This window comes from Pseudomonas sp. FSL W5-0299 (genome assembly GCF_005930655.1).
Classification (GTDB): Bacteria; Pseudomonadota; Gammaproteobacteria; order Pseudomonadales; family Pseudomonadaceae; genus Aquipseudomonas; species Aquipseudomonas mandelii.
This window is the reverse complement of sequence record NZ_RXHX01000005.1, coordinates 108,741-127,890: the sequence shown is the minus strand read 5'-3', so window position 1 is coordinate 127,890 and position 19,150 is coordinate 108,741. Positions and strand designations below refer to the sequence as shown.

At 57.8% G+C, this 19,150-nt stretch carries 17 protein-coding genes and 5 pseudogenes; 12 read left to right on the top strand and 10 right to left on the bottom strand.

The window, feature by feature from the left end; all coding sequences use genetic code 11:
• The first annotated feature begins 808 nt into the window (after positions 1–808).
• On the top strand, positions 809–2,263 hold the full coding sequence (locus FHL16_RS09245) for a tyrosine-type recombinase/integrase (protein WP_032902046.1): 1,455 nt from the start codon (positions 809–811) through the stop codon (positions 2,261–2,263).
• An 8-nt stretch (positions 2,264–2,271) separates the two neighbouring features.
• Here FHL16_RS09245 and FHL16_RS09240 read toward each other — a convergent pair whose 3' ends face one another.
• Complete coding sequence (locus FHL16_RS09240) at positions 2,272–2,667, bottom strand: cupin domain-containing protein (protein ID WP_050587208.1); 396 nt, start codon at positions 2,665–2,667, stop codon at positions 2,272–2,274.
• Positions 2,668–2,796: 129 nt separating this feature from the next.
• Here FHL16_RS09240 and FHL16_RS09235 point away from each other — a divergent pair, with 129 nt between their 5' ends.
• Positions 2,797–3,384 carry a TetR/AcrR family transcriptional regulator gene (locus FHL16_RS09235; RefSeq protein WP_077748055.1) on the top strand — a complete coding sequence of 196 codons (588 nt, stop codon included), beginning with the start codon at positions 2,797–2,799 and terminating at the stop codon, positions 3,382–3,384.
• On the opposite strand, the gene FHL16_RS09230 is transcribed toward FHL16_RS09235, so the two are convergent.
• A complete protein-coding gene (locus tag FHL16_RS09230; protein ID WP_032902049.1) occupies positions 3,381–3,956 on the bottom strand; it encodes a TetR/AcrR family transcriptional regulator in 576 nt (191 codons plus the stop codon). The genes FHL16_RS09235 and FHL16_RS09230 overlap by 4 nt on opposite strands.
• Before the next feature lie 168 nt (positions 3,957–4,124).
• Between FHL16_RS09230 and FHL16_RS09225 the strand changes: the two genes are divergently transcribed.
• The 7 genes from FHL16_RS09225 to FHL16_RS09195 are packed head-to-tail and all read left to right on the top strand — an operon-like array spanning position 4,125 to position 11,393.
• Positions 4,125–4,922 carry a crotonase/enoyl-CoA hydratase family protein gene (locus tag FHL16_RS09225; protein WP_032902051.1) on the top strand — a complete coding sequence of 266 codons (798 nt, stop codon included), beginning with the start codon at positions 4,125–4,127 and terminating at the stop codon, positions 4,920–4,922.
• Positions 4,923–4,943: 21 nt separating this feature from the next.
• Positions 4,944–6,719, top strand: coding sequence for an acyl-CoA dehydrogenase family protein (locus FHL16_RS09220; protein WP_050587209.1), 1,776 nt, complete (start codon positions 4,944–4,946; stop codon positions 6,717–6,719).
• Between the two features lie 12 nt (positions 6,720–6,731).
• Positions 6,732–8,423, top strand: a complete 1,692-nt coding sequence (locus tag FHL16_RS09215) for an AMP-binding protein (protein WP_032902052.1) — start codon at positions 6,732–6,734, stop codon at positions 8,421–8,423.
• A complete protein-coding gene (locus FHL16_RS09210; RefSeq protein WP_032902053.1) occupies positions 8,420–9,340 on the top strand; it encodes an alpha/beta hydrolase family protein in 921 nt (306 codons plus the stop codon). The genes FHL16_RS09215 and FHL16_RS09210 overlap by 4 nt, the downstream gene beginning before the upstream one ends.
• Positions 9,340–10,074, top strand: a complete 735-nt coding sequence (locus FHL16_RS09205; protein ID WP_032902085.1) for a nitroreductase family protein — start codon at positions 9,340–9,342, stop codon at positions 10,072–10,074. The genes FHL16_RS09210 and FHL16_RS09205 overlap by 1 nt, the downstream gene beginning before the upstream one ends.
• 37 nt (positions 10,075–10,111) lie before the next feature.
• Entirely contained in the window at positions 10,112–10,945 is an 834-nt protein-coding gene (locus tag FHL16_RS09200) for an enoyl-CoA hydratase/isomerase family protein (RefSeq protein WP_032902055.1), read from the top strand.
• A 10-nt stretch (positions 10,946–10,955) separates the two neighbouring features.
• Positions 10,956–11,393, top strand: coding sequence for a hypothetical protein (locus FHL16_RS09195; RefSeq protein ID WP_032902057.1), 438 nt, complete (start codon positions 10,956–10,958; stop codon positions 11,391–11,393).
• Between the two features lie 347 nt (positions 11,394–11,740).
• Here FHL16_RS09195 and FHL16_RS09190 read toward each other — a convergent pair.
• From FHL16_RS09190 to FHL16_RS09165, 6 genes and pseudogenes are all read right to left on the bottom strand, one after another.
• Positions 11,741–11,905: pseudogene (locus FHL16_RS09190) on the bottom strand (PfkB family carbohydrate kinase); the annotation flags it as partial.
• A gap of 108 nt (positions 11,906–12,013) precedes the next feature.
• The gene (locus FHL16_RS09185) at positions 12,014–12,982 is read right to left on the bottom strand and encodes an LLM class oxidoreductase (protein ID WP_044275553.1); all 969 of its coding nucleotides are present in this window, start codon (positions 12,980–12,982) and stop codon (positions 12,014–12,016) included.
• Positions 12,983–13,046: 64 nt separating this feature from the next.
• Positions 13,047–13,352 (bottom strand): ArsR/SmtB family transcription factor, encoded by a 306-nt coding sequence (locus tag FHL16_RS09180; RefSeq protein WP_017735055.1) that lies wholly within the window; start codon positions 13,350–13,352, stop codon positions 13,047–13,049.
• A 106-nt stretch (positions 13,353–13,458) separates the two neighbouring features.
• Complete coding sequence (locus FHL16_RS09175; protein WP_032902060.1) at positions 13,459–14,583, bottom strand: alkene reductase; 1,125 nt, start codon at positions 14,581–14,583, stop codon at positions 13,459–13,461.
• Positions 14,584–14,749: 166 nt separating this feature from the next.
• On the bottom strand, positions 14,750–15,052 hold the full coding sequence (locus FHL16_RS09170; protein WP_032902063.1) for a putative quinol monooxygenase: 303 nt from the start codon (positions 15,050–15,052) through the stop codon (positions 14,750–14,752).
• A gap of 181 nt (positions 15,053–15,233) precedes the next feature.
• Positions 15,234–16,229 carry a zinc-dependent alcohol dehydrogenase family protein gene (locus FHL16_RS09165; protein ID WP_032902064.1) on the bottom strand — a complete coding sequence of 332 codons (996 nt, stop codon included), beginning with the start codon at positions 16,227–16,229 and terminating at the stop codon, positions 15,234–15,236.
• A 289-nt stretch (positions 16,230–16,518) separates the two neighbouring features.
• On the opposite strand from FHL16_RS09165, the pseudogene FHL16_RS34390 reads away from it, so the two are divergent.
• The 3 pseudogenes from FHL16_RS34390 to FHL16_RS34385 form a co-directional block, all read left to right on the top strand.
• Positions 16,519–16,647: pseudogene (locus FHL16_RS34390) on the top strand (Na+/H+ antiporter NhaA); the annotation flags it as partial.
• Between the two features lie 97 nt (positions 16,648–16,744).
• Positions 16,745–16,960, top strand: a pseudogene (locus tag FHL16_RS09155) (chromate transporter); the annotation flags it as partial.
• Positions 16,954–17,172: pseudogene (locus FHL16_RS34385) on the top strand (site-specific integrase); the annotation flags it as partial. The pseudogenes FHL16_RS09155 and FHL16_RS34385, both read left to right, overlap by 7 nt.
• 46 nt (positions 17,173–17,218) lie before the next feature.
• Here the strand turns inward: FHL16_RS34385 and FHL16_RS09145 are convergent.
• A pseudogene (locus tag FHL16_RS09145) lies at positions 17,219–17,456 on the bottom strand (transposase); the annotation flags it as partial.
• 355 nt (positions 17,457–17,811) lie between these two features.
• Positions 17,812–19,074 carry an OprD family porin gene (locus FHL16_RS09140; protein WP_077748054.1) on the bottom strand — a complete coding sequence of 421 codons (1,263 nt, stop codon included), beginning with the start codon at positions 19,072–19,074 and terminating at the stop codon, positions 17,812–17,814.
• Positions 19,075–19,150: the final 76 nt, after the last annotated feature.

Here is a 19,150-nt window from a genome sequence, read left to right as displayed (position 1 = left end):
TAATTCCGCCGCCAGTACCGATGAATGCCGCAGTCCTGCGGCTTCATCGAGCCTGCGGCGACCTGCTCAGCCGTAAGCGAACGTCCATGTGAGGCTTTCAGCAAGTGCTTACCTATTCAGGCGAGGGAAAGTTTTTCAATGAAGGCCGGGAATTCCGCTAAATGCGGAGTCACCGGGCAAGCAGGGAGGAACCCGCACCCTTCACGTAACGAAAAAATCGACGCTGCCTGGTGTCCCCAATTGCAGACAAGTTTTTGAATGGTGTGGTGGAGGTACTGTGCTCAACAGGTGAGCAAATATCGAAGGATCAAAGGTCATAAACCGAGATGAGCGAGGCAGTCAGGTTAGGAACGGATGTGAATACTTAATATGCAGTGGTCCATGCCCACTTCAGAGGAACAACTGCAAGCAGGTATGCCTGATCACGTGGAGCTCCATGCGCCAAAAACACCGTGAGAAATTGCCAAAGCTGGCCTCAATTCGGACACAAGTGGTGAGGATTCCACCGAGAGCCAGTCGTTTTGTAGGGGTAAAAACGCCTAAAAATAAAAAGGGGTCGCGAAATAAAATCTCGCAACCCCTTGATTTATATGGTCGGGACGGAGTGATTCGAACACTCGACCCCTAGCACCCCATTCAGTTATGCATTATGCATCCCTGGTTCGCGCTGCGCCCCTATAGAATCCTCAAACCCAGTAAAACAAGGCCTTTGAGCGCTTCACTCTTCCAACGACCTCTATCCTGATCTACCCTTAGCTGACGAATTAGTGGGAGTAAATGTGGGAGTAAACTTATCAGGAGGTTGATTATGGCCAAGCTCACTGCCAAGGAATTGGAAGCACTGACCGAGCAGGATGTCGGCATCATCATACGCGACGAAGGCAGCCTCGCGGGCAGGGTTTCACTCCGCAAAAAAGGTATCGCCATCCCCTTTTACTTCCAGTTTCGCTGGGAAAGGATTTACACCCGCTTCTCGTGTGGTACCTGGCCAAACAAGTCGTTGACCGAAATCCGCAAGGAGCGCAACGAAGCACGAGACCTTGTAGCAAAAGGGATCAATCCTAATGAGAACAAGCGCGCAGGGAAGGTCAGACTGAAAGCGGAGCTGGCTGCACAACTCGCAGAAGCCGATCAGCAAAAATCTATGGAGCTAACGCTGCTAGACCTAGCGGGAGAATGGCTTCGCGATGGTGTGGCACGAAAGGATGGTAATGCCGAGCTACGGAGAAAATTCGCGAAAGATCTTTACCCCGCCGTTGGCTCAAAAGTCATCAGTACAGTCAGTGAGCATGACCTGCGGGGTCTGGTGCGTTCCGTCATGGCTCGCGGCGCTACTCGCCAAGCCATTAGTCTTTTTTCGGATATCGTTCAGATGTTTGGATGGGCCCAGAAACGACAGCCATGGCGAACACTGCTGATCGACGGAAATCCAGCAGACTTGGTCGAAATCGATAAGCTTGTACCCAGTGACTACCAAGAGGAACGTACTCGGACCCTCTCCTCCACCGAACTTCAAGAATTACACCAACGCTTTCAGAAAATGACTACCGACTATGCAGCGCTACCTGCCGGCGAGAAGTACGGTGGAATTCGCCCCCTGAAACCAGAGTCCCAACTTGCGCTTTGGATCTGTTTGGGAACGTTATGCCGGATCGGTGAACTGCTTCAGGCCGAATGGAAGAATGTCGATCTGGAGAACCATACCTGGTTCATCCCGAGCGGGAACGTCAAAGGCAGCCGGCGCAAAAAACAAGACCATTATGTTTTCCTCTCACCCTTTGCCCTGCACTTCTTTCAGGAACTCAAGACCATGACGGGCGATACTCAATGGTGCTTTCCGAACAAGCAGGATGATGGGCATGTGGACGTGAAAGTGGTGAGTAAGCAGGTGGGTGACCGCCAGGCCCGATTCAAAAACCGCAAAGCCCTCTCCAGACGTCGCCATGACGATACACTGGTGCTTGCCGACGGCCAGAATGGCGACTGGACACCGCATGACCTACGCCGCACAGGCGCGACCATGATGCAGGCCTTGGGGGTCAGCCTGGACGTCATTGATCGATGTCAGAACCATGTGCTTGCCGGCTCCCGGGTGAGGCGACACTATCTGCATCACGATTATGCCGAAGAGAAGAAACGCGCCTGGAATCTGTTGGGTGATCGACTCGGTGCCGTGTTGTCCTCAACCTACGAACACCCACCGACCGAGTCGATGATGTCTTTTCCAGCGTACGCGGCTACAGAGACATGGTCACCTTCATAGGTCTACCGTTAATCAGCGATTCCACTGGTAACCACGGTGAATTTCCGGCTGAACTCGAAGACCTCGCAGACCCCCGTGTGCCCAGCCGGAATCGATACGGCATCCCCCGCAACCATTTCGAACCTCTCACCAGTGTCCATAGTGATTGCGATACGACCTTCGATCAGCACAAAAGCCTCATCGTTTTCGAAGCGCCAATGAAACTTCGCAGGACGAGAGGTGAAGAACGCCACGGACTTGTGCGGGGTTTTCACGCCAACGGTTCGCAAGAGCTTCATCCGAGTGTCCGGATTGCCCTCGATCACATCATTGCCCAGCGGGTACTCAAGCCATCCATCGGGAGTGTCCAACGATGCCAGAACTACAGAATCGATCGGATTGGGGAGCTTAGGACGAGCAGTCATCTTTTCGGTGCCTCGTAGCGGAATAGGTGGATGTACGACTATGACAAGTGGCATAGTCGAGCCTGAGGCTACACCATAATATGACAGATGGCATAATTTATTAAGATGACTACTTCCACTCGTGACCGAATGATCGTCGGCGCTGCGGATCTACTGCGCCGCAAGGGGATGACTGCAACCAGCATGCGCGAGGTCGTGCGCCACTCGAACACGCCACGCGGCTCCATCACCCACCACTTCCCTGGCGGTAAGCGCCAACTGCTCGAAGCAGCCGTGGAGCACGCCGGCCGGGAAGTCAGCGAGCCGCTGGCACAGCTGCTGAGCAAACATGGCCCTGTGAAAGGCATGGAGCTCTTCGTTGCCTTGTGGCGAAAAACGCTTGAAGAGACAGCCTTCCAAGCCGGCTGTGCAGTGCTGGCCGTGGCGGTTGAGCAGTACTCTTCCGACCAGCGCGGCGAGCCTGAACCGGAGCTCGAAGCTCAGATCCAGCTGCAGTTACTGGATCAAGCCAACGCTATCTTTGGTGAGTGGCAGGAGATTGTCGGCCGGTCGCTGCAGGAGGCCGGAGTGACCGACGTTCGCTCACGTAGCCTGGCGCTGCTGGCCATTGCCTCTATCGAGGGCTCTGTTGCCCTGTGCCGAGCCGCGCGCAGCGCGGCACCGCTCGACCTTATCTGGCAGGAAGTGAAACGGAGTTTTGCACGGGAACTGGCCTAGCCACCAGCACCCGCGGGCTCCAGCTGCCGCAGTCCACGCTCAGTGACCGCATCTATGTATCTCGGATCGCCATAGATACGAGCCAGCAGAATAGCCCCTTCGAAATCAGCCACCAGCTGTCGCGCCAGATTCTGCGCGTCCTCCTGGCTGTGCCCGACGCTGTAGAGCTTGAAGAATGCGGCGGCCCAGTCATCCATGAAGTGCCGAATCGGCTTCATGAGATCGACCTTCCCATAAGCGGCATCGACTGCCACAACACCCATCAAGCATCCAATCGAGTCGTCCTGGAAGAGTTTCTTTGCCTTGCGCCCCATGCTTGTGAGTCGCTCCTGAGGAGTCAGGCTTTCATCGAAAGCGATGGAGAACAGCGATTGCTTCAAGCGCCCATGGGTCCACTCCAGCACATCCCTCAGAAGCGACTCCTTGTTGGGATAGTGATGGTAGAAGGACGCCTTGGTCAGCCCGCAAGCAACCGACAAGGCATCCATGGTGGTGCCGTGGTAGCCGAGACGCTTAAAAGTGTTGGCGCAGCGCTGCAGCAGTTCATCGCGGGATACTTTCAATGGGCGCACGGGGTAAACCTGCTCTCGATAATCCTCGCTGATTCTACGTCATAAGCCTTGCTGCAACAATTTGACGGTTACCGAATGTTTGTTTAGTTTCAGCTAACCGAACATTCGGTAAGTATCTTCAGCTTGGAAAAAACCAGGCAGCCCCTCATAAAGTCAGGAGAAGCTCTCATGAGCGAAGCAAACAGCGGTCCGGGTCGCGTCACTCGAGAGCAGCGTGGTCATCTGTTCCTTATCGGCCTCGACCGGGCCGGCAAACGCAATGCTTTCGACAGCGCCATGCTCAATGACTTGGCCCTGGCCATGGGTGAATTCGAGCGCAACGATGAAATGCGCTGCGCCGTCGTGTTCGCCCACGGCGACCATTTCACGGCAGGCCTTGATCTAATGGAGCTGACGCCGAAGCTGGCTTCGGGCGGCTTCAAGTACCCGGACGAGGGTATCGACCCGTGGGGTGTCTCGAAGCCGCGCCGCACCAAACCAGTGGTCCTCGCCGTGCAAGGCACCTGCTGGACCGCGGGCATCGAGCTGGTGCTCAACGCCGACATCGCAATCGCCGCCAGCAACACCCGCTTCGCTCACCTGGAAGTACTGCGCGGCATTCCGCCATCTGGCGGTTCCACCGTGCGCTTTACCCAAGCTGCCGGCTGGACCGATGCCATGCGCTACATGCTGACCGGTGAAGAGTTCGGTGCTGACGATGCTCTGCGTATGCGTCTGCTGACAGAGGTCGTTGAGTCCGGCCAAGAGCTGGTGCGCGCCATCGAGTACGCCGAGCGCATCGCCAAAGCCGCACCGCTGGCCATCAAGGCCACCCTGCAGTCTGCCTTCCAGGCGCGCGACGAGGGTGACGATGCTGCGCTCTCCAAGCTCAACGAACTGCTGTTCACGCTGATCAAGAGCGAAGACGTGCGTGAAGGCGTCATGGCGATGATGCAGAAGCGCGAACCGGTGTTCAAAGGTCGTTAACCAATAAGGCAGGGGCAAGAGATGCTGCAGTACCAAGCACCACTGGAGGAGTTCAACTTCCTCGCTCACAAGGTTCTTCGACTTTCAGAGCTGTTGCCTCTGCTGCCAGAGCACCACCATATCGACGCCGACCTGTTCAGGGCCACTCTGGAGGTCGGTGCCGAGCTCACCCAAGAGCAACTGCTGCCCTTGAACGGCAGCGGCGATGCCGAGGGTTGCAGGCTTGAACAGGGTGGGGTCAAAACCCCACAGGGCTTCAAGTCAGCTTACCGCCTGTTTCAGGAGAACGGCTGGCCTGCTCTGACGGTCCCACTGTCCATTGGGGGGCAAGGTTTCCCAGGAACGGCAGGTGTCTTTTTTGACGAGATGCTCGCCTCCACCAACCTGTCTTTCAGCATTTTCGCCAACGTGCGCGAAGGTGTTCTCCGTTGTGTCGACCGATTCGGCGATGAGCGGGTTCGATCCCTGTTTTCCGACAAGCTAGCCAGTGGCGAATGGCTTGGCACCATGTGCCTTACCGAGCCTCAGGCTGGCAGCGATCTTGGTTTGATTCGCACGACTGCAGTCACACAGTCGGACGGCTCCTACCTCCTGAGTGGAACCAAGATATTCATCTCGAACGGCGATCACGACCTGACCGAGAACATCGTTCACCTGGTGCTCGCCAGAACGGAAGGGGCCCCGGCAGGTACTGGCGGCCTCAGCCTATTCGTCGTGCCGAAATACCAATTGGAGGTTCCTGCCTCAGCCAACGGGGTGTCGGTCATCGCGCTTGAGCACAAGCATGGCATTCGTGCCAACGCCACATGCGCCCTGGCATTCGAGAATGCCAGGGGCTACCGCGTCGGCGAATTGAACCGTGGCCTTGCCTGCATGTTCCTGCTGATGAACAGCGCACGGCTCGCCGTCGGTGTCCAAACCGTAGGTTTGACCGAGGTCGCTTACCAGAACGCGCTGCGCTACACCCAGGAGCGCTTGCAAGGCCGCGCGCTGAATGGTGCCACGCACCCCGATCAACCCGCTGACCCTCTGTTAAGTCATATTGGCGTCAAGTCGAGCCTTGTTCAGCAGCGGCTGTTTATTGAGCCAGCACGCTTGCTCTGCGCCTGGGTCGGCACCCTGCTTGATGAAGCGCGTTGCCACCCGGATGACGCGCGACGTAAGCAGGCCTCACAGCTGGCAGAGTTGTTGACCCCCATCGTCAAGGGCTACCTGTCTCAGCACGCGGGTACACATATCTCGTCCGCTCTCCAGCTGTTCGGTGGGCACGGTTACATCGTCGAAACCGGCATGGAGCAGCTGCTGCGCGATGCGGCCATCTGTCCGATCTATGAAGGCACAAACTACATCCAGTCTCTGGACTTGCTGGGGCGCAAGACCCTGAGCGATCAGGGACAGCGCTTGGGGATCTTCCTCAGCCACATCCCCGCGCTAGCCGAGCGTCTGCGCCAGCGTCCAGGACTGGAAGGGGTCGTCACGACCTTGGCGTCATGGGGGGCCGAGTTCGAACCATTGGTTCAGCAACTATCGGTCGATACGGTTTTCAACCGGGACGTTGTGGGTTTGGTTGCGCCGGACTTCCTTGAACTGCTGGGTACCGTTGTTTTTGGCTATTTGTGGGCATGGATCGCGGATGCCGCCGCGCCGTCAACTTCTGATGAAAAATTCCTCAGAAGCAAACCTGCCCTGGCCCGTCTGTATTTTTCCGAAGCCGAAGTACGTGTTCCTTCACTTATCGAAAAGCTGAAGCGCAATGCATCGCGTCTTGGGCTGCTCGAACAGATCCAACTCTGCTAGGGCGGACCACAGATGAATCGTTCAAATAAAAAAGATAATGAGAAACTGAAGTTAGTCAGTACCCGGCAGAGTGGCAGCGAGCTTGCTGACCTTGGGGTTTGCACCATAGAAGAGCTGCTGCAGCGTAGCGCTATGAAAACGCCTAAAGCCCCGGCCGTGTCGGCAATGGGTGCCAACATAAGCTACGAGCGATTACAGAATCTGAGTGCTGCGGTAGCGACCTGGTTGATCAACCAGGGGCTGCAACCGGGAGCTCGGGTTGCAGTCGCTTTGCCGAACATGCTCGCCCATCCGGTGGCGTGCCTGGGAATAATCCGGGCGGGTTTGATCGCCGTCTGTGTGAACCCTTTGTATACGCCGCAGGAGCTGGCGCAGGTTTTCAAGGACAGTGAAGTCAAAGCTGTATTTCTCTTCGAACCCATGGGCCAGGGTGTCCAGCAGGCCATGCTCAAGGCCGGTGTAAGTATTGCTGTGCAAGTCGCCCCAGGTGATCAACTAGGCTGGCGACGGACATTGGTTAATTGGGTAGCTCATCGACGCTTGGGTAGTAAGTTCACCCGCATAGAAGGAGCCGTCGACTGGCGCAAGGTCGTAGCGACTCGTGCGACCAAACTAAGTCAACGCGCGCCCATTACAGCCGAGCAGACGGCCTTCATAATCTATAGCGGTGGCACTACAGGGCAGCCCAAAGGAGTGCCCATCAGTCATCGGGCTTTGCTGTTCAACGTTGGCCAACAGCATTCGGCTCTGCGTCCGCATCTTTTAGGCAGGGCCGAGCCGGATTACGTGTTGCTGCTCGCGGTGCCGCTCTACCACATTCTCGGCCTGGGCAATCTGCTCTTCACCCTGACCAAAGGCGGTAAAGCGGTATTGGTGATGAATCCACGCGATACCACGGCGTTTGTCAAAGAGTGGTCCCGGCACCGCATAAGCAGTTTCCCCGGCGTCAACACCCTCTACAACTCGCTCCTGGAGAACGAAGAATTTCACTCGCAGGACTTCACGGACCTCGCTCTCTGCCTCGGTGCGGGCATGCCGGTCAGCGAGTCCACGGCCAAGTTCTGGCACCGGATCACTGGCTGCCATATCACCGAAGCCTACGGTATGACTGAAACCGGACTGATTTCCTGCAACCCGGCCGGACGCTCCCGCCCCGGCTCGGTAGGTTTGCCAGTAGCGGGAATTGAAATTTCCCTACGAAGCGAGAATGACGACGAGGTCACCGTCGGTGCCGGCGAGATATGTGTGCGCAGCCCCGCCATCATGGCCGGTTACTGGCGACGGCCCGAAGAAAACGCGTCTGCATTCACCAGCGATGGCTTCTTCCGCACGGGGGACATCGGTCTCTTCGACCCGGACGGCTATCTGCGCCTGGTCGACCGCAAAAAGGAAATGATCATTTCCTCGGGATTCAAAGTCTTCCCTTCGGAGATCGAGCGAGTTCTGAATGCTCACCCCGGGGTGATGGAGTCGGCGGTCGTGCCGGCTCCTGACGAGAAGGCCGGAGAAATACCCATCGCCTACGTCGTTCGTCGCCAACCCTATCTGGATGAGGCCCACGTGATCGCACACTGCGAAAAGTATCTAGTCAGCTACAAGCGTCCCCGCCGCATCATCTTCCGAGACGACTTGCCCAAGAGCAATGTGGGCAAGATTCTCCGAAAAGAACTGGTTGGCGCAGAACAGCAGGAGTGCTCTGAATGACTCTGCCTAATTCAGCCGCCACCTTCTCGGTGATTGATCAACTGACGCTAGTGGCCGACGACGGCTACCGCCTCGCCGCCACCCGCTATTCAGCACAGGGCAATCTGAAGGGCAACCTGATCATGGCCGGTGCGACCGGTGTGCAACAGCGTTTCTACCGCCGCTTCGCCGAGCATGCCAGTAAACAAGGCTTCAACGTCCTGACTGTCGATTACCGAGGTATCGGAGAGTCCAGGCCCACATCCCTGAAAGGTTTCGAGATGTCCTACCTGGACTGGGGCTTTCGCGATCTGGCAGCAGCCGTTGAGCACATGGACGATGGCAGGACTCCGCTGTTCTGGGTCGGCCACTCCTTTGGTGGGCATGCTCTGGGCTTGCTGCCCAATCATCACAAGATCACTTCTGCCTATTGCTTCGGTACTGGCGCCGGATGGGCCGGGTGGATGCCCAGGCTTGAAGCCTTCAAGGTTCGCCTGCTGTGGTCTTGTGTTCTGCCGCTGATCGTCGCGTACAAGGGCTACATGGCCTGGAGCATGCTGGGGATGGGCGATGACCTGCCGCTGGGTGTCTACAAAGACTGGCGGCGCTGGTGTGCCCACCCCCATTACTTCTTCGACGATCCCTCAATGGCTCCGGTCGCCAGCCTTTATGCAGAAGTCCGCATGCCCTGCGTCTTCGCCAATGCGGTGGATGACCCATGGGCGCCTCCTGCCTCGCGAGACGCCTTCCTCAAGGGTTATCGCAATGCTCCGTTGCTGACGCGTGATCTCCATCCCGAGACGAAAAAGCACCCCATCGGTCACATGGGGTATTTCCGGGCTTCAGCTACGGATGCCTGGGACGAGGTGCTCAACTGGTTTGCGGCGCAGAGCAACAGTACAACGACGCAAAGTCGCGCTGGCACGGGATGCCGCTGATGAGCACCACCGCGCCACGCACAGAGTTTTCTGCATCCGCCAAGGTATTCCGCTCACTGGTCGAAAGTCGGCGCGCAGTGCGACGTTTCACGGCCGAAGCGGTGCCCAAGGCGGTTATCCAGGAGTGCCTGGAGCTGGCAATGCTGGCACCTAGCTCATGCAATCTGCAGCCTTGGTCTTTTCATGTCGTACGCAATCCCGATCTCCTGCAACAACTGCAGCCTGTGTGTTTGGGCCAGAGCGCTGCGAAAGCACCGCTGATCATTGCCGTGTTCGCACATTCGAACACCTGGGAACAGGCATGTGCCGATGTACTCAGGCTTTGGCCAGAACCCGCTGTGCCCAAGGCGATTGAGCATTTCTACAAGAACAGCGCCCCATTCCAGTACAACCAGGGCTGGTTGGGTTGGCGCGGTTTGCTCAAACGACAGATGGTCAGGCTGATGGGCTTCAGGCGCCCCGTCATGCGCACGCCCAATAGCCTGGAACAGATGCGACTCTGGGCCGTGAAGTCGACAGCGCTGGCGGCGCAGAACCTGATGCTGGCGTTCCAGAGCCACGGCTACAGCACCTGCCCCATGGAGGGCTTCGATGAGAAGCGTCTGAAGCAGGTGCTGCCCGTTCCGAAAGGCGCAATCCCAGTCATGCTGCTGGCGGTCGGGATGCCGGGAGAACGCGCGGTCTACAACCCACGGTTGCGCTTCCCGCTCAATCAGCGCGTGGCGTGGCATTGATCATCCGCACAGAACAATAACAAGAGGGCTAGCTGCTATGGCTTTTACCCAAATCGACTATGAGACACACGGCCCTATCAGGGTCATCCGTTTCAATCGCCCAGACAAGCGCAACTGCATTGGGCCAACCACCCACTTGGAGCTGGTGGAGGCCTGGACACGTTTCCGGGATGACCAGAGTGCTCTGGTTGCGATCATCACTGGTGCCGGCGACAAAGCTTTCTGTACCGGTGGAGACCTTGAGGCAGGATTTGACCTGGTGCCTTCCACCGCGGACGAGATTGCTGCGCACGACCGCGGCGAGCGCCCGGGTATTCTCGGACCCAGCCGTTGGACGGACATCTACAAGCCCGTGATCGCTGCTGTGAATGGCGCTGCCTACGCCGGCGGCCTGGAATGGGCCTGCTTCGCAGACATGCGCATCGCCGAGGAGCACGCCTCCTTCGGTGTGACCTGTCGCCGCTGGAACATTGGCCTGGCCGATGGCGGCAGCCAACGCCTGCCGCGCATCGTGGGGTTGGGCAGGGCAATGGAGCTGATCCTGACAGGCAAGGTCATCTCGGCCTCTGAAGCCCTCTCCATTGGCTTGGCCAATGAAGTGGTCCCCAAAGGGCGCTCACTGGAGCGTGCGATGGAGCTGGCCAAATTCCTCTGTGCCCTCCCTCAACCCGCCATGTGCGCGGACAAGGAGGCCGCGATCCGCGGCTATGGTCAACCCCTGGCTGAGGGCTTGCGCATCGAGGCGGAGTGCTTCAACCGTTCCATCCATCAACCCGAGACCCGCGAGGGGCTGCGTCGCTTTCTTGAGCGCGATCATCCCGACAGACGCTCCGATGCACCAACTAAGACGCCAGGTTTGATCAGGGACTGAGGAGAACACCATGCGATTTAACCTTTTGCTTCAACTACATCTTTTCGCCGTGGCCTTCTGGCTGGGCGTCGTAGCGGTCGAGTACCTGCTTGAACGCACCCGAGCACAGAGTCGGAGTCAGGGCTTCACAGTCGCCAGGCTGCACAGCCAGATCGATCTGTTCTTCGAGATGCCCGCCTTCAGCGTGGTGCTGGTGACCGGATTGCTGCTCATCGAGCCTGCGCGCTTCGACGGCATTTATGCCCTAAAAGTTGTGGCAGGAGGCATCGCTGTTCTCGGCAATGCACTGTGCCTTGTGCCCGTACTGAAGCGACGTGCATCCGCAGAGACAGACGACCTCGCCGATGTCATTTATCAGTCCAAGCTGATCGACCGGATCTCCTTGCTGGCCATCCCGGCTGGGCTAATGGCACTCGCCTGCGGTGTCTATTTGATGGTACTTCGCTGACCCTTTGATAGGTCACGTGGGCTGCGGAGGGTTGGTCACCGACCTCTGATAGACGAGTGACATCTGCACCAGCAGAGCCATGATGGGCTATTCGCGCGTCGGTTCCCAATTGCTATTACGTACTTTACGCACCTGGTCATTCGAGGGTTTTGCCGACGCCGGTTCGACCGGTTTACTATTGTTCGGGTTGCTTCGCAATCGCGGTATGAGGGTGCTTCTTTCGGGATGAATGGGTCAGGCAGTTGCCCGATCCGGTTGATTATCAGTGCCGTTGCGTAGCATCGCCTACCAGCTTCACCGCGACGTTACCTGAGCCATTCCGGCCGGAGTCAAACGGCTACATGTTGTCAATCCGGCATCACCTCCCTTGCAATCAATGCCCCCGGATACTGAATCACCCGCCCGGCCAGCCTATGGCCTTCGGCAGCTGCATGTTGTGGAGTGCCGCCGTCCAGCCTGCTGGCGAGATAACCCGCGTTGAACGAATCGCCAGCGGCCGTGGTATCAACCAAGCTCAGTCACACGAGCAGAGAACCCCTGCTGGTCCTTGTTAAGCAATACTGCCTTGAAACTCATGAGCAATCCCCACGGATAATGATTTGATGCCTCACCACGCCGGCTTATGCTGACATGACGAAGTCAGGTAGAACGAACTGACCGAGTTCCTCAATGACCTCACCTGCGGGGCGTTGGCCGTATTTCAAATTGATGATCACATGGTTAACGCCGATCTCCTGCAAGCTGTGCAGCAGCGGGATCAGGTGATGTCGCCCCAGTTGATAGCCCAGGTGGATCGGCCGAGGTGGTGTCTGCGGGTTATCTGTCAGGTCGATGTATAGCGACTGGGTGAAGGGTTTGAACAGTTCACCACATTCGGCACGAACCGCCTTGCGCCAGTCCTCGACAATCAGCTGCTGAGTCTTCGGTGCACGCGGATAGCTGATCCAGCCATGACTGCAGCGGGCGATCCACTCCAGCGTCTGGCGGCTATGGCCGGTGACGAAGAAAGGAATTTCCGCCGTCGTCGGCTTGGGAATCAGATCGGCCCCCTCAAGCGTGCCGCCGGACCAGGTCAAAGGCACGAAACTGCTGCGCTGAACCTCGCGAAATACCTTGAGGTATTCGCGGAACAGGCTGTCGCGTTGCTCCGGGTCGACACCGAATGCCGGAAACTCTACTGGACGGTCACCGGAAGCCACGCCGAGTAACAGGCGGCCACCGCTGAGCTGATCGACACTAGTTGCGGCCTTGGCGGTGTGTAGGGGATTGCGGATTGGCAGGATGACCGACGCGGTGCCCAGCGCAATCGAGCGAGTGTGTGCCGCCATAAAACCCAGGTAGACCCAGGGATCGAAGACCTGGCCCGAATCACCGAAGCTGGGGTCGCGTAACGGCACGTCGCGAAACCAGAGGGCAGAGAAACCCAGCTTCTCGGCGCGTTGGGCCAGGTTCACTTGGTCGAGCATACTCGGCGTATCGCCGGTAAAGGCTTCGAGGGGGAAGAAAAGACCTAGGCTCAGGCGGCCTTGGCGGTAGGTGTGCTGAAAGCCAGGTTGTTGCTGATAGGGAATGGAATTCGGAGTTAACATCTTCTCTCCTACATATTTCAAAATATAGATTTTGAAGGGCTGAAAAAACGCCTGCGAGCAGGCATCAAATCAGCGCTTTCAAGGCCACCTGGAACGCCGCGATGTTCTGCTCATGGCGTTTGTAATAAGTCCAGGGACCGATGCGTTGTGAGGTCACCAGTTGCGCCCGCTGCAAGGCAGCGAGATACAGCGAGACGGTCGACTGCGACAGGCCTACCCGATCCTGGATGATGCTCACGCAGACACCGACCTGCTCAGGATCCACCTCCTGCTCGGGGAAATGATGACGCGGATCCTTCAGCCAACTGAGGATGTTCAGGCGTGTTGGGTTGTCTAGCGCCTTCAGCGCTTCGCTTACGTCGATACTCATAGGTCACGCACGATAACTATTTTTTGCTATATTACGATATGCCCGCTCAACCGACAATGCGCCGGCCCCCGAACCGTATCGCTCGGGGGCCGGCACCTCGAGCGGACTATCCGCCATAGGTCGGATAGTCGGTGTAGCCGACAGCGGTTCCGCCGTACATGCTGGCCGGATCGACCGGGTTCAGCGGCCAGCCATTGGCAATCCGCTTGGGCAGGTCCGGGTTGGCGATGAACGGACGGCCGAAGGCGACCAGATCGCCCCAGCCCGCCTCGAGCACACGCTTGCCTCGCTCGGCGGTGTATTTGCCGGCATAGAGGATGCGCCCGCTGAAGACCTCGCGCACCGCGCTGCGGAAGCTTTCCGGCAGCTCCGGTGCGTTTTCCCAATCCGCCTCGGCCAGCGACAGGTAAGCGATGCCGACTTCTTCCAGCACCTTGACCGCTTCGACATAGGTCTCGTGTGGGTTTTCTTCGACCAGGCCGAGATATACGCGGGCCTCGTCGGTGCTGGCGAACAACGGGGCGAAACGCACGCCGAGCCGGTCTTTACCGACCACCGCGGCCACCGCCTGGGTCACCTCACGGAGGAAGCGCAGGCGATTTTGCAACGAGCTGCCGTACTCGTCGTCGCGCTGATTGCTGTGCGCGGAAATGAACTGGTTGATCAGATAACCGTTGGCGGAGTGGATTTCCACGCCGTCGAAACCGGCGTCGAGGGCGTTGCGAGCGGCCTGTGCATAGAGCTGTACCAGCTCCTTGACCTCGGCGGTGGTCAGTGCACGTGGCATCGAAGGCGGCGCCAGGGCGCCGGTGCCGGGACCTGTCTCGATGAATACGCTGACGCCCTCGGCCGGGATCGCCGATGGCGCCACCGGGGCTTCGCCATTGGGTTGCAACGAGGTGTGCGAGACCCGGCCGACATGCCAGAGCTGAGCGAAGATGGTGCCGCCCTCGGCGTGTACCGCATCGGTCACTTTGCGCCAGCCGAGGATCTGTTCGGCACTGTGGATGCCCGGGGTCCAGGCGTAGCCCTGGCCGCGCGGCTCGATCTGGGTGCCCTCGGTGACCATGAAGCCGGCACCGGTACGCTGGCGGTAGTAGGTCGCCATCAGGTCATTGGGAATGTTGCCTGGCTGCGAGCTACGCGAACGGGTCAGCGGCGGCAGGACGATGCGGTTTTTCAGGCTGTAGGGGCCCAGCGTGGTGCTTTCGAAAAGAATGGAATCTTTCATGTGTAACTACCTATATATTTGCGTTTGTAGATAAATAGATGCTAGTGCCTGGACAGGCACCTCTCGAGCGCTCCGTTTAGAACAGGCCGGTGGACGTCCAAGCCCAGTCGCGTCCCTGCCGCCGCAAAGCGGCAGGGACGCGACTGGAGCGCCTTGTTGGGTTTGCTTAGCCGGGTAGCTTGGCCGCCAGGACGTCAACCTTCTCGATTGACGGCGGTTTGGCAAACAGCTCGGCAGCCTTTGCCATAAGCGCCGCTGCGACCTTGCCCGAAAGATGAGCCTGCCGACCTGCTTCATCCGGGAAGGCGTCAAAGATGCCAAAGGTGGACGGCCCCAAGCGGATTCCGAACCACGCCGTAGTGGCTGGCTCTTCCTCCACTATTGGAAGGCCATCCAAGAGAAAGTTCTCTACCTCTTTCTCTTTCCCAGGCTTTGCTTCCAGACGAACGAACAACGCTACTTTGACCATGACGTACCTCCTGTTGTTACGACGACATCACCATGCGTGACGTATTCCAGTAAGCCCAACGCGATATTCGCCGATTTGCCGCCCAGCTCCAGCGTGGCGGGGATGAAGGGGCAGCGTCGAGTCATTTCCGCAGTCGCGGGAAAGGCGACTCTGCCCTCTCCTGGTCTTTCACGAACTGCCTCTACCGAGATACCGTGACGACGATCTTGCCGAACTGCTGGTTCGATTCCATGTAACGGTGCGCTTCGACGATCTGCTCGAAGGGGAAGGTCTTGGCAATGATCGGCTTCAGCTGTCCGGCCTCGAGGCCGCGCGTGATAAAGGCTTGCGCAGGCGCCAAGCGTTGCGGATCACCGGTCAGTTCGAACAGCGTGTAGCCGCGCACGCTCAGGGCCTTGTTCATCGCTACCAAGGCCGGGAACGGCGTCTCCTGACCGCTGAGATTGCCATAGATGAAAAGCAGGCCCTGCTGACTCATCGCTTGCGCCAGTGTTTCGACTTGCGGCCCCGCGACCGGGTCGAAGGCGATGCGCGCGCCGCGGCCGTCGGTGATCCGCATTACCTCCGCGACCAGGTCCTGCTCCTCGGTGGCGATCACATGCGCCGCCCCCGCCTCGCGTAGCGCCGCCTCCTTCGCGCGCGTCCGGGTCGTCGCGATCGGAATGGCGCCGACGCTGTTGGCGATCTGGATCGCGGCCAAGCCGACGCTGCTCGAAGCCGCCGTGATGATCACCGCATCACCGCGCTTGAGTTGGGCAATCTCGATCAGTGCGCCATAGGCGGTCAGATACTGCATCCAGATCGCCGCCCCCTTCACCGCGCCGACGCCCGCCGGCCGCTTCAGAACCCCCGTGGCCGGCACGATCGCCTGCTCGGCATAGACGCCAAACTTGTTCATGGAAAAAGCCGGAATCACGCTGACCGCTTCGCCAACCTCGAAGCCGTGAACGCCGCTGCCCAGCGCCTCGACGATGCCGGAAGCTTCGTAGCCGAGCCGGGCCGGCAGATGCGTCGGCTCCAGGTACACACCCGAGCGGAACATGGCTTCCGCGCGATTCAGGCCGATCGCCTCGACGCGGATGCGCAGCTCGCCGGAGCCCGGAGCGCCAACTTCGAGCTCTTCGATCTGCAAGACTTCGGGGCCGCCGATCTGATGAAAACGGACAACACGGGTCATTTTGGGTCTCCTTCTATTGAGGGATGGGAGCAGCGAGCCAGCCCTTGGCTGGCGCAGGTTAGCCGCCCCGCGCGTTACAACGTCGCTTCGGTCTGTGTGTCCGGTGCGTGGCTACTTCACGGACATGCAAATGCTATTCGCCATATATAGATTTGTAAATATGTAATTTTAATAATTTTATGCCCGTCCCTGCTCCCCCTATCTACGCTGCCTATGAACTCTCCCTGTCGAAAAAAATGCTGCCATCCGCTAAGTGCGCCACGGCGTGGTTCGCTCTTCGCCGGTCATCTGGGTCGCCTATGTAATCATGCCGTTATTTGCGCTCGCCAATGCCGGCGTAAGCCTTGATGGCGTCAATCTGGCCAATGAAGGCTCTTTGACGGTCATGCTCGGTGTGTCGTTGGCACTGCTCCTGGGCGCAAGAGCGCCAGCTATTCAGCCCAGCAGGTTTGCCTCACTCGGACGGCCGGGTACCTGGCAAACCTTCGGCTACTTTCATGCACGAAGGCAAACGCATGACAAACACCCACACTGACCACCACAGCCCGTGGTCTGTCTTTCTCATCTTTCTGCGCCTTGGACTGAGCTCCTTCGGCGGCCCCATCGTGCACTTAGGCTATTTCCGTGACGAGTTCGTCACACGACGGCGCTGGTTGTCCGAACGCAGTTATGCAGACTTGTTGGCACTGTGCCAATTCCTGCCAGGGCCTGCAAGCAGTCAGATCTGGATGTTATCGATCGGTGCCAAAACCATGTACTGGCCGGATCTCGGGTGAGACGTCACTACCTGTATCATGATTACGCCGAAGAAAAGAAGCGCGCTTGGAACCTGCTGGGTGATCGACCCAGTGCAGTTTTGTCCTCCACTTACGATCATCAACCGACCGAATCAATGATGTCTTTTCCAGCGTACGCCGCCACTGGATCACTACCACTTTCATAAGCCGGCATCATTAGTGCTGAGTTCTCATAGATTCGTAGATTACGTCCATGCAGCGACCCAGCACTTCATTAAACAACCAGCGAAAGAGATCGCTGTCGCGAAAACGGCCGTGTGGATTTTTAAAACGTCGAATGATTGGGTATTTCATCTTCAAGGCTCAACCGGCAGAACCAGCGATACGCCATATTCAATGGGCCTTCGCACAATCGCGGCTCTGAGCGAATGCCGTAGCAATAGCCCACGTCCAGCATGCAGATCATCAGTTCAAGATCAATCGACGGACGGACGGCCTATCTAGCTATAGAAATCCGCGAGAAGCGGACATCTAGCGTGAAATCCACGACTGCCATTCTTGGGTCGTGTTTCCCCCGGAACTCGTACCAGAGCCAGTCAAAACTTTGTGGGATAACACATCCAGACAGTGCTCACAGTTTCCTTGGGTGTCCCAGGATCGCGCGTGGATATCGACTGTACTGACCGTGCTAACAAGCAAGGTCAAGCTCCTGCAAAACCTTCCCCCCACTAAGTAGTGGGGTGCAGCCGCGAGGGGGGGGGGCTGAGCAGAAGACCCACAGTGACCGCGCACGGGTCCTGGGGTTAAGCCTGATGTTGGCACGCAGGGCTGGGGCGAACGCAACGCTATAGGAGCTTCCAGGTATAACTGAGGACGACGCGATACTCGTCAATATCAGTTCTGTAATTAGACCGCGCTACCGCGTCGCGAAGCCTGATGCCGAATCCCTTGACAGGCCCGCTCTGGAAAACATAAGACATATCGATATCGCGTTCGCTGTCTTTACCTTCATAGCCGCGCCCTGTCTCAACGTTGTTCCCCACGACGTATCTAGTCGAAAACAGCAGGCCCGGTACCCCCACCGCCGCAAAGTCATAGTCGTAACGCACCTGATAAGACACCTCGTCTTGTGATGAAAAGTCATAAGTGGGCAGTTCATTGGCCAAGGGCGCAATATTGGCGAACACCCGGGGGAACGCGGTGTCACCGTACATTCTTTGGTACCCTACGGTCACAGCATGCCCGGACCTTGCCACCCCGAGTGTGCCATACAGAGCGCGGTTATCGACCTTCCCGATTAGGTGATCACCATCTTCAACAGCATCATACTGTGCCAACGTACCGCTTAGTGACCAACGCCCCACTAACTGCTTATGCTTAATGCCAACATAACTCTGCCGGTAAATGTCCTCCAGTTGGGCGTACCAACCACTGACGGTGGTACGTGACTCATTAAAACTATAGTCACCCCCCATATAATTAAAGGCATCACTGGGCGACGCGCGTTGCGGGATATAGCCCAACATGGCGATCAATTTTTCGTCCCCGGCTTCATTTCGAAGGCTAGTCGATTTGATACGCCCGCCTTGAAGGGTCAGTCCAGCAAGTTCGCTACTGGAAAAGGAGACACCCTGATAGGATGGTGGAAGCAACCGAATGTCGCTGAAGGGCAACACGGGAATGTCGGGTTGAAGTTCACCCAGTCTCAGCTCGGTTTTAGAAAACCTGGCTTTTAAGGTTGGCCCCAAACGACTGTAATCGTCGGCAGGGGCCCCGCTATCCTTGATAGACAGCAAGCCCGTCCCTACCCGCCCACGGCCACTATCGAGTTTGAGACCCAAGGTGGCAACAGCATCGATACCAAACCCAACAGTACCTGGGGTATAACCGGATTTGAAATTAAGAATGAAGCCTTGAGCCCACTCTTCAGCCTTGGGTTTCTCGGTCCCACGAATATCTAAGTAGTTGCGTTGAAAGTAGTAATTTCTGGCTTGCAGTGTAGCGGTTGAATCTTTAAAAAAATCCGAATCCTCAGCCCATGCCAAGCCCGGCGCACAAAAATACAGTAACGCCGGCCACACGAGTGGCGCGCAATTTTTGTTGTTCACGATTTCACCCTTTTTATTTTTATAGAATGATCATTGCGTGCAGCTGAAAGCGACGATCAACCCGGCAACTGAGCAC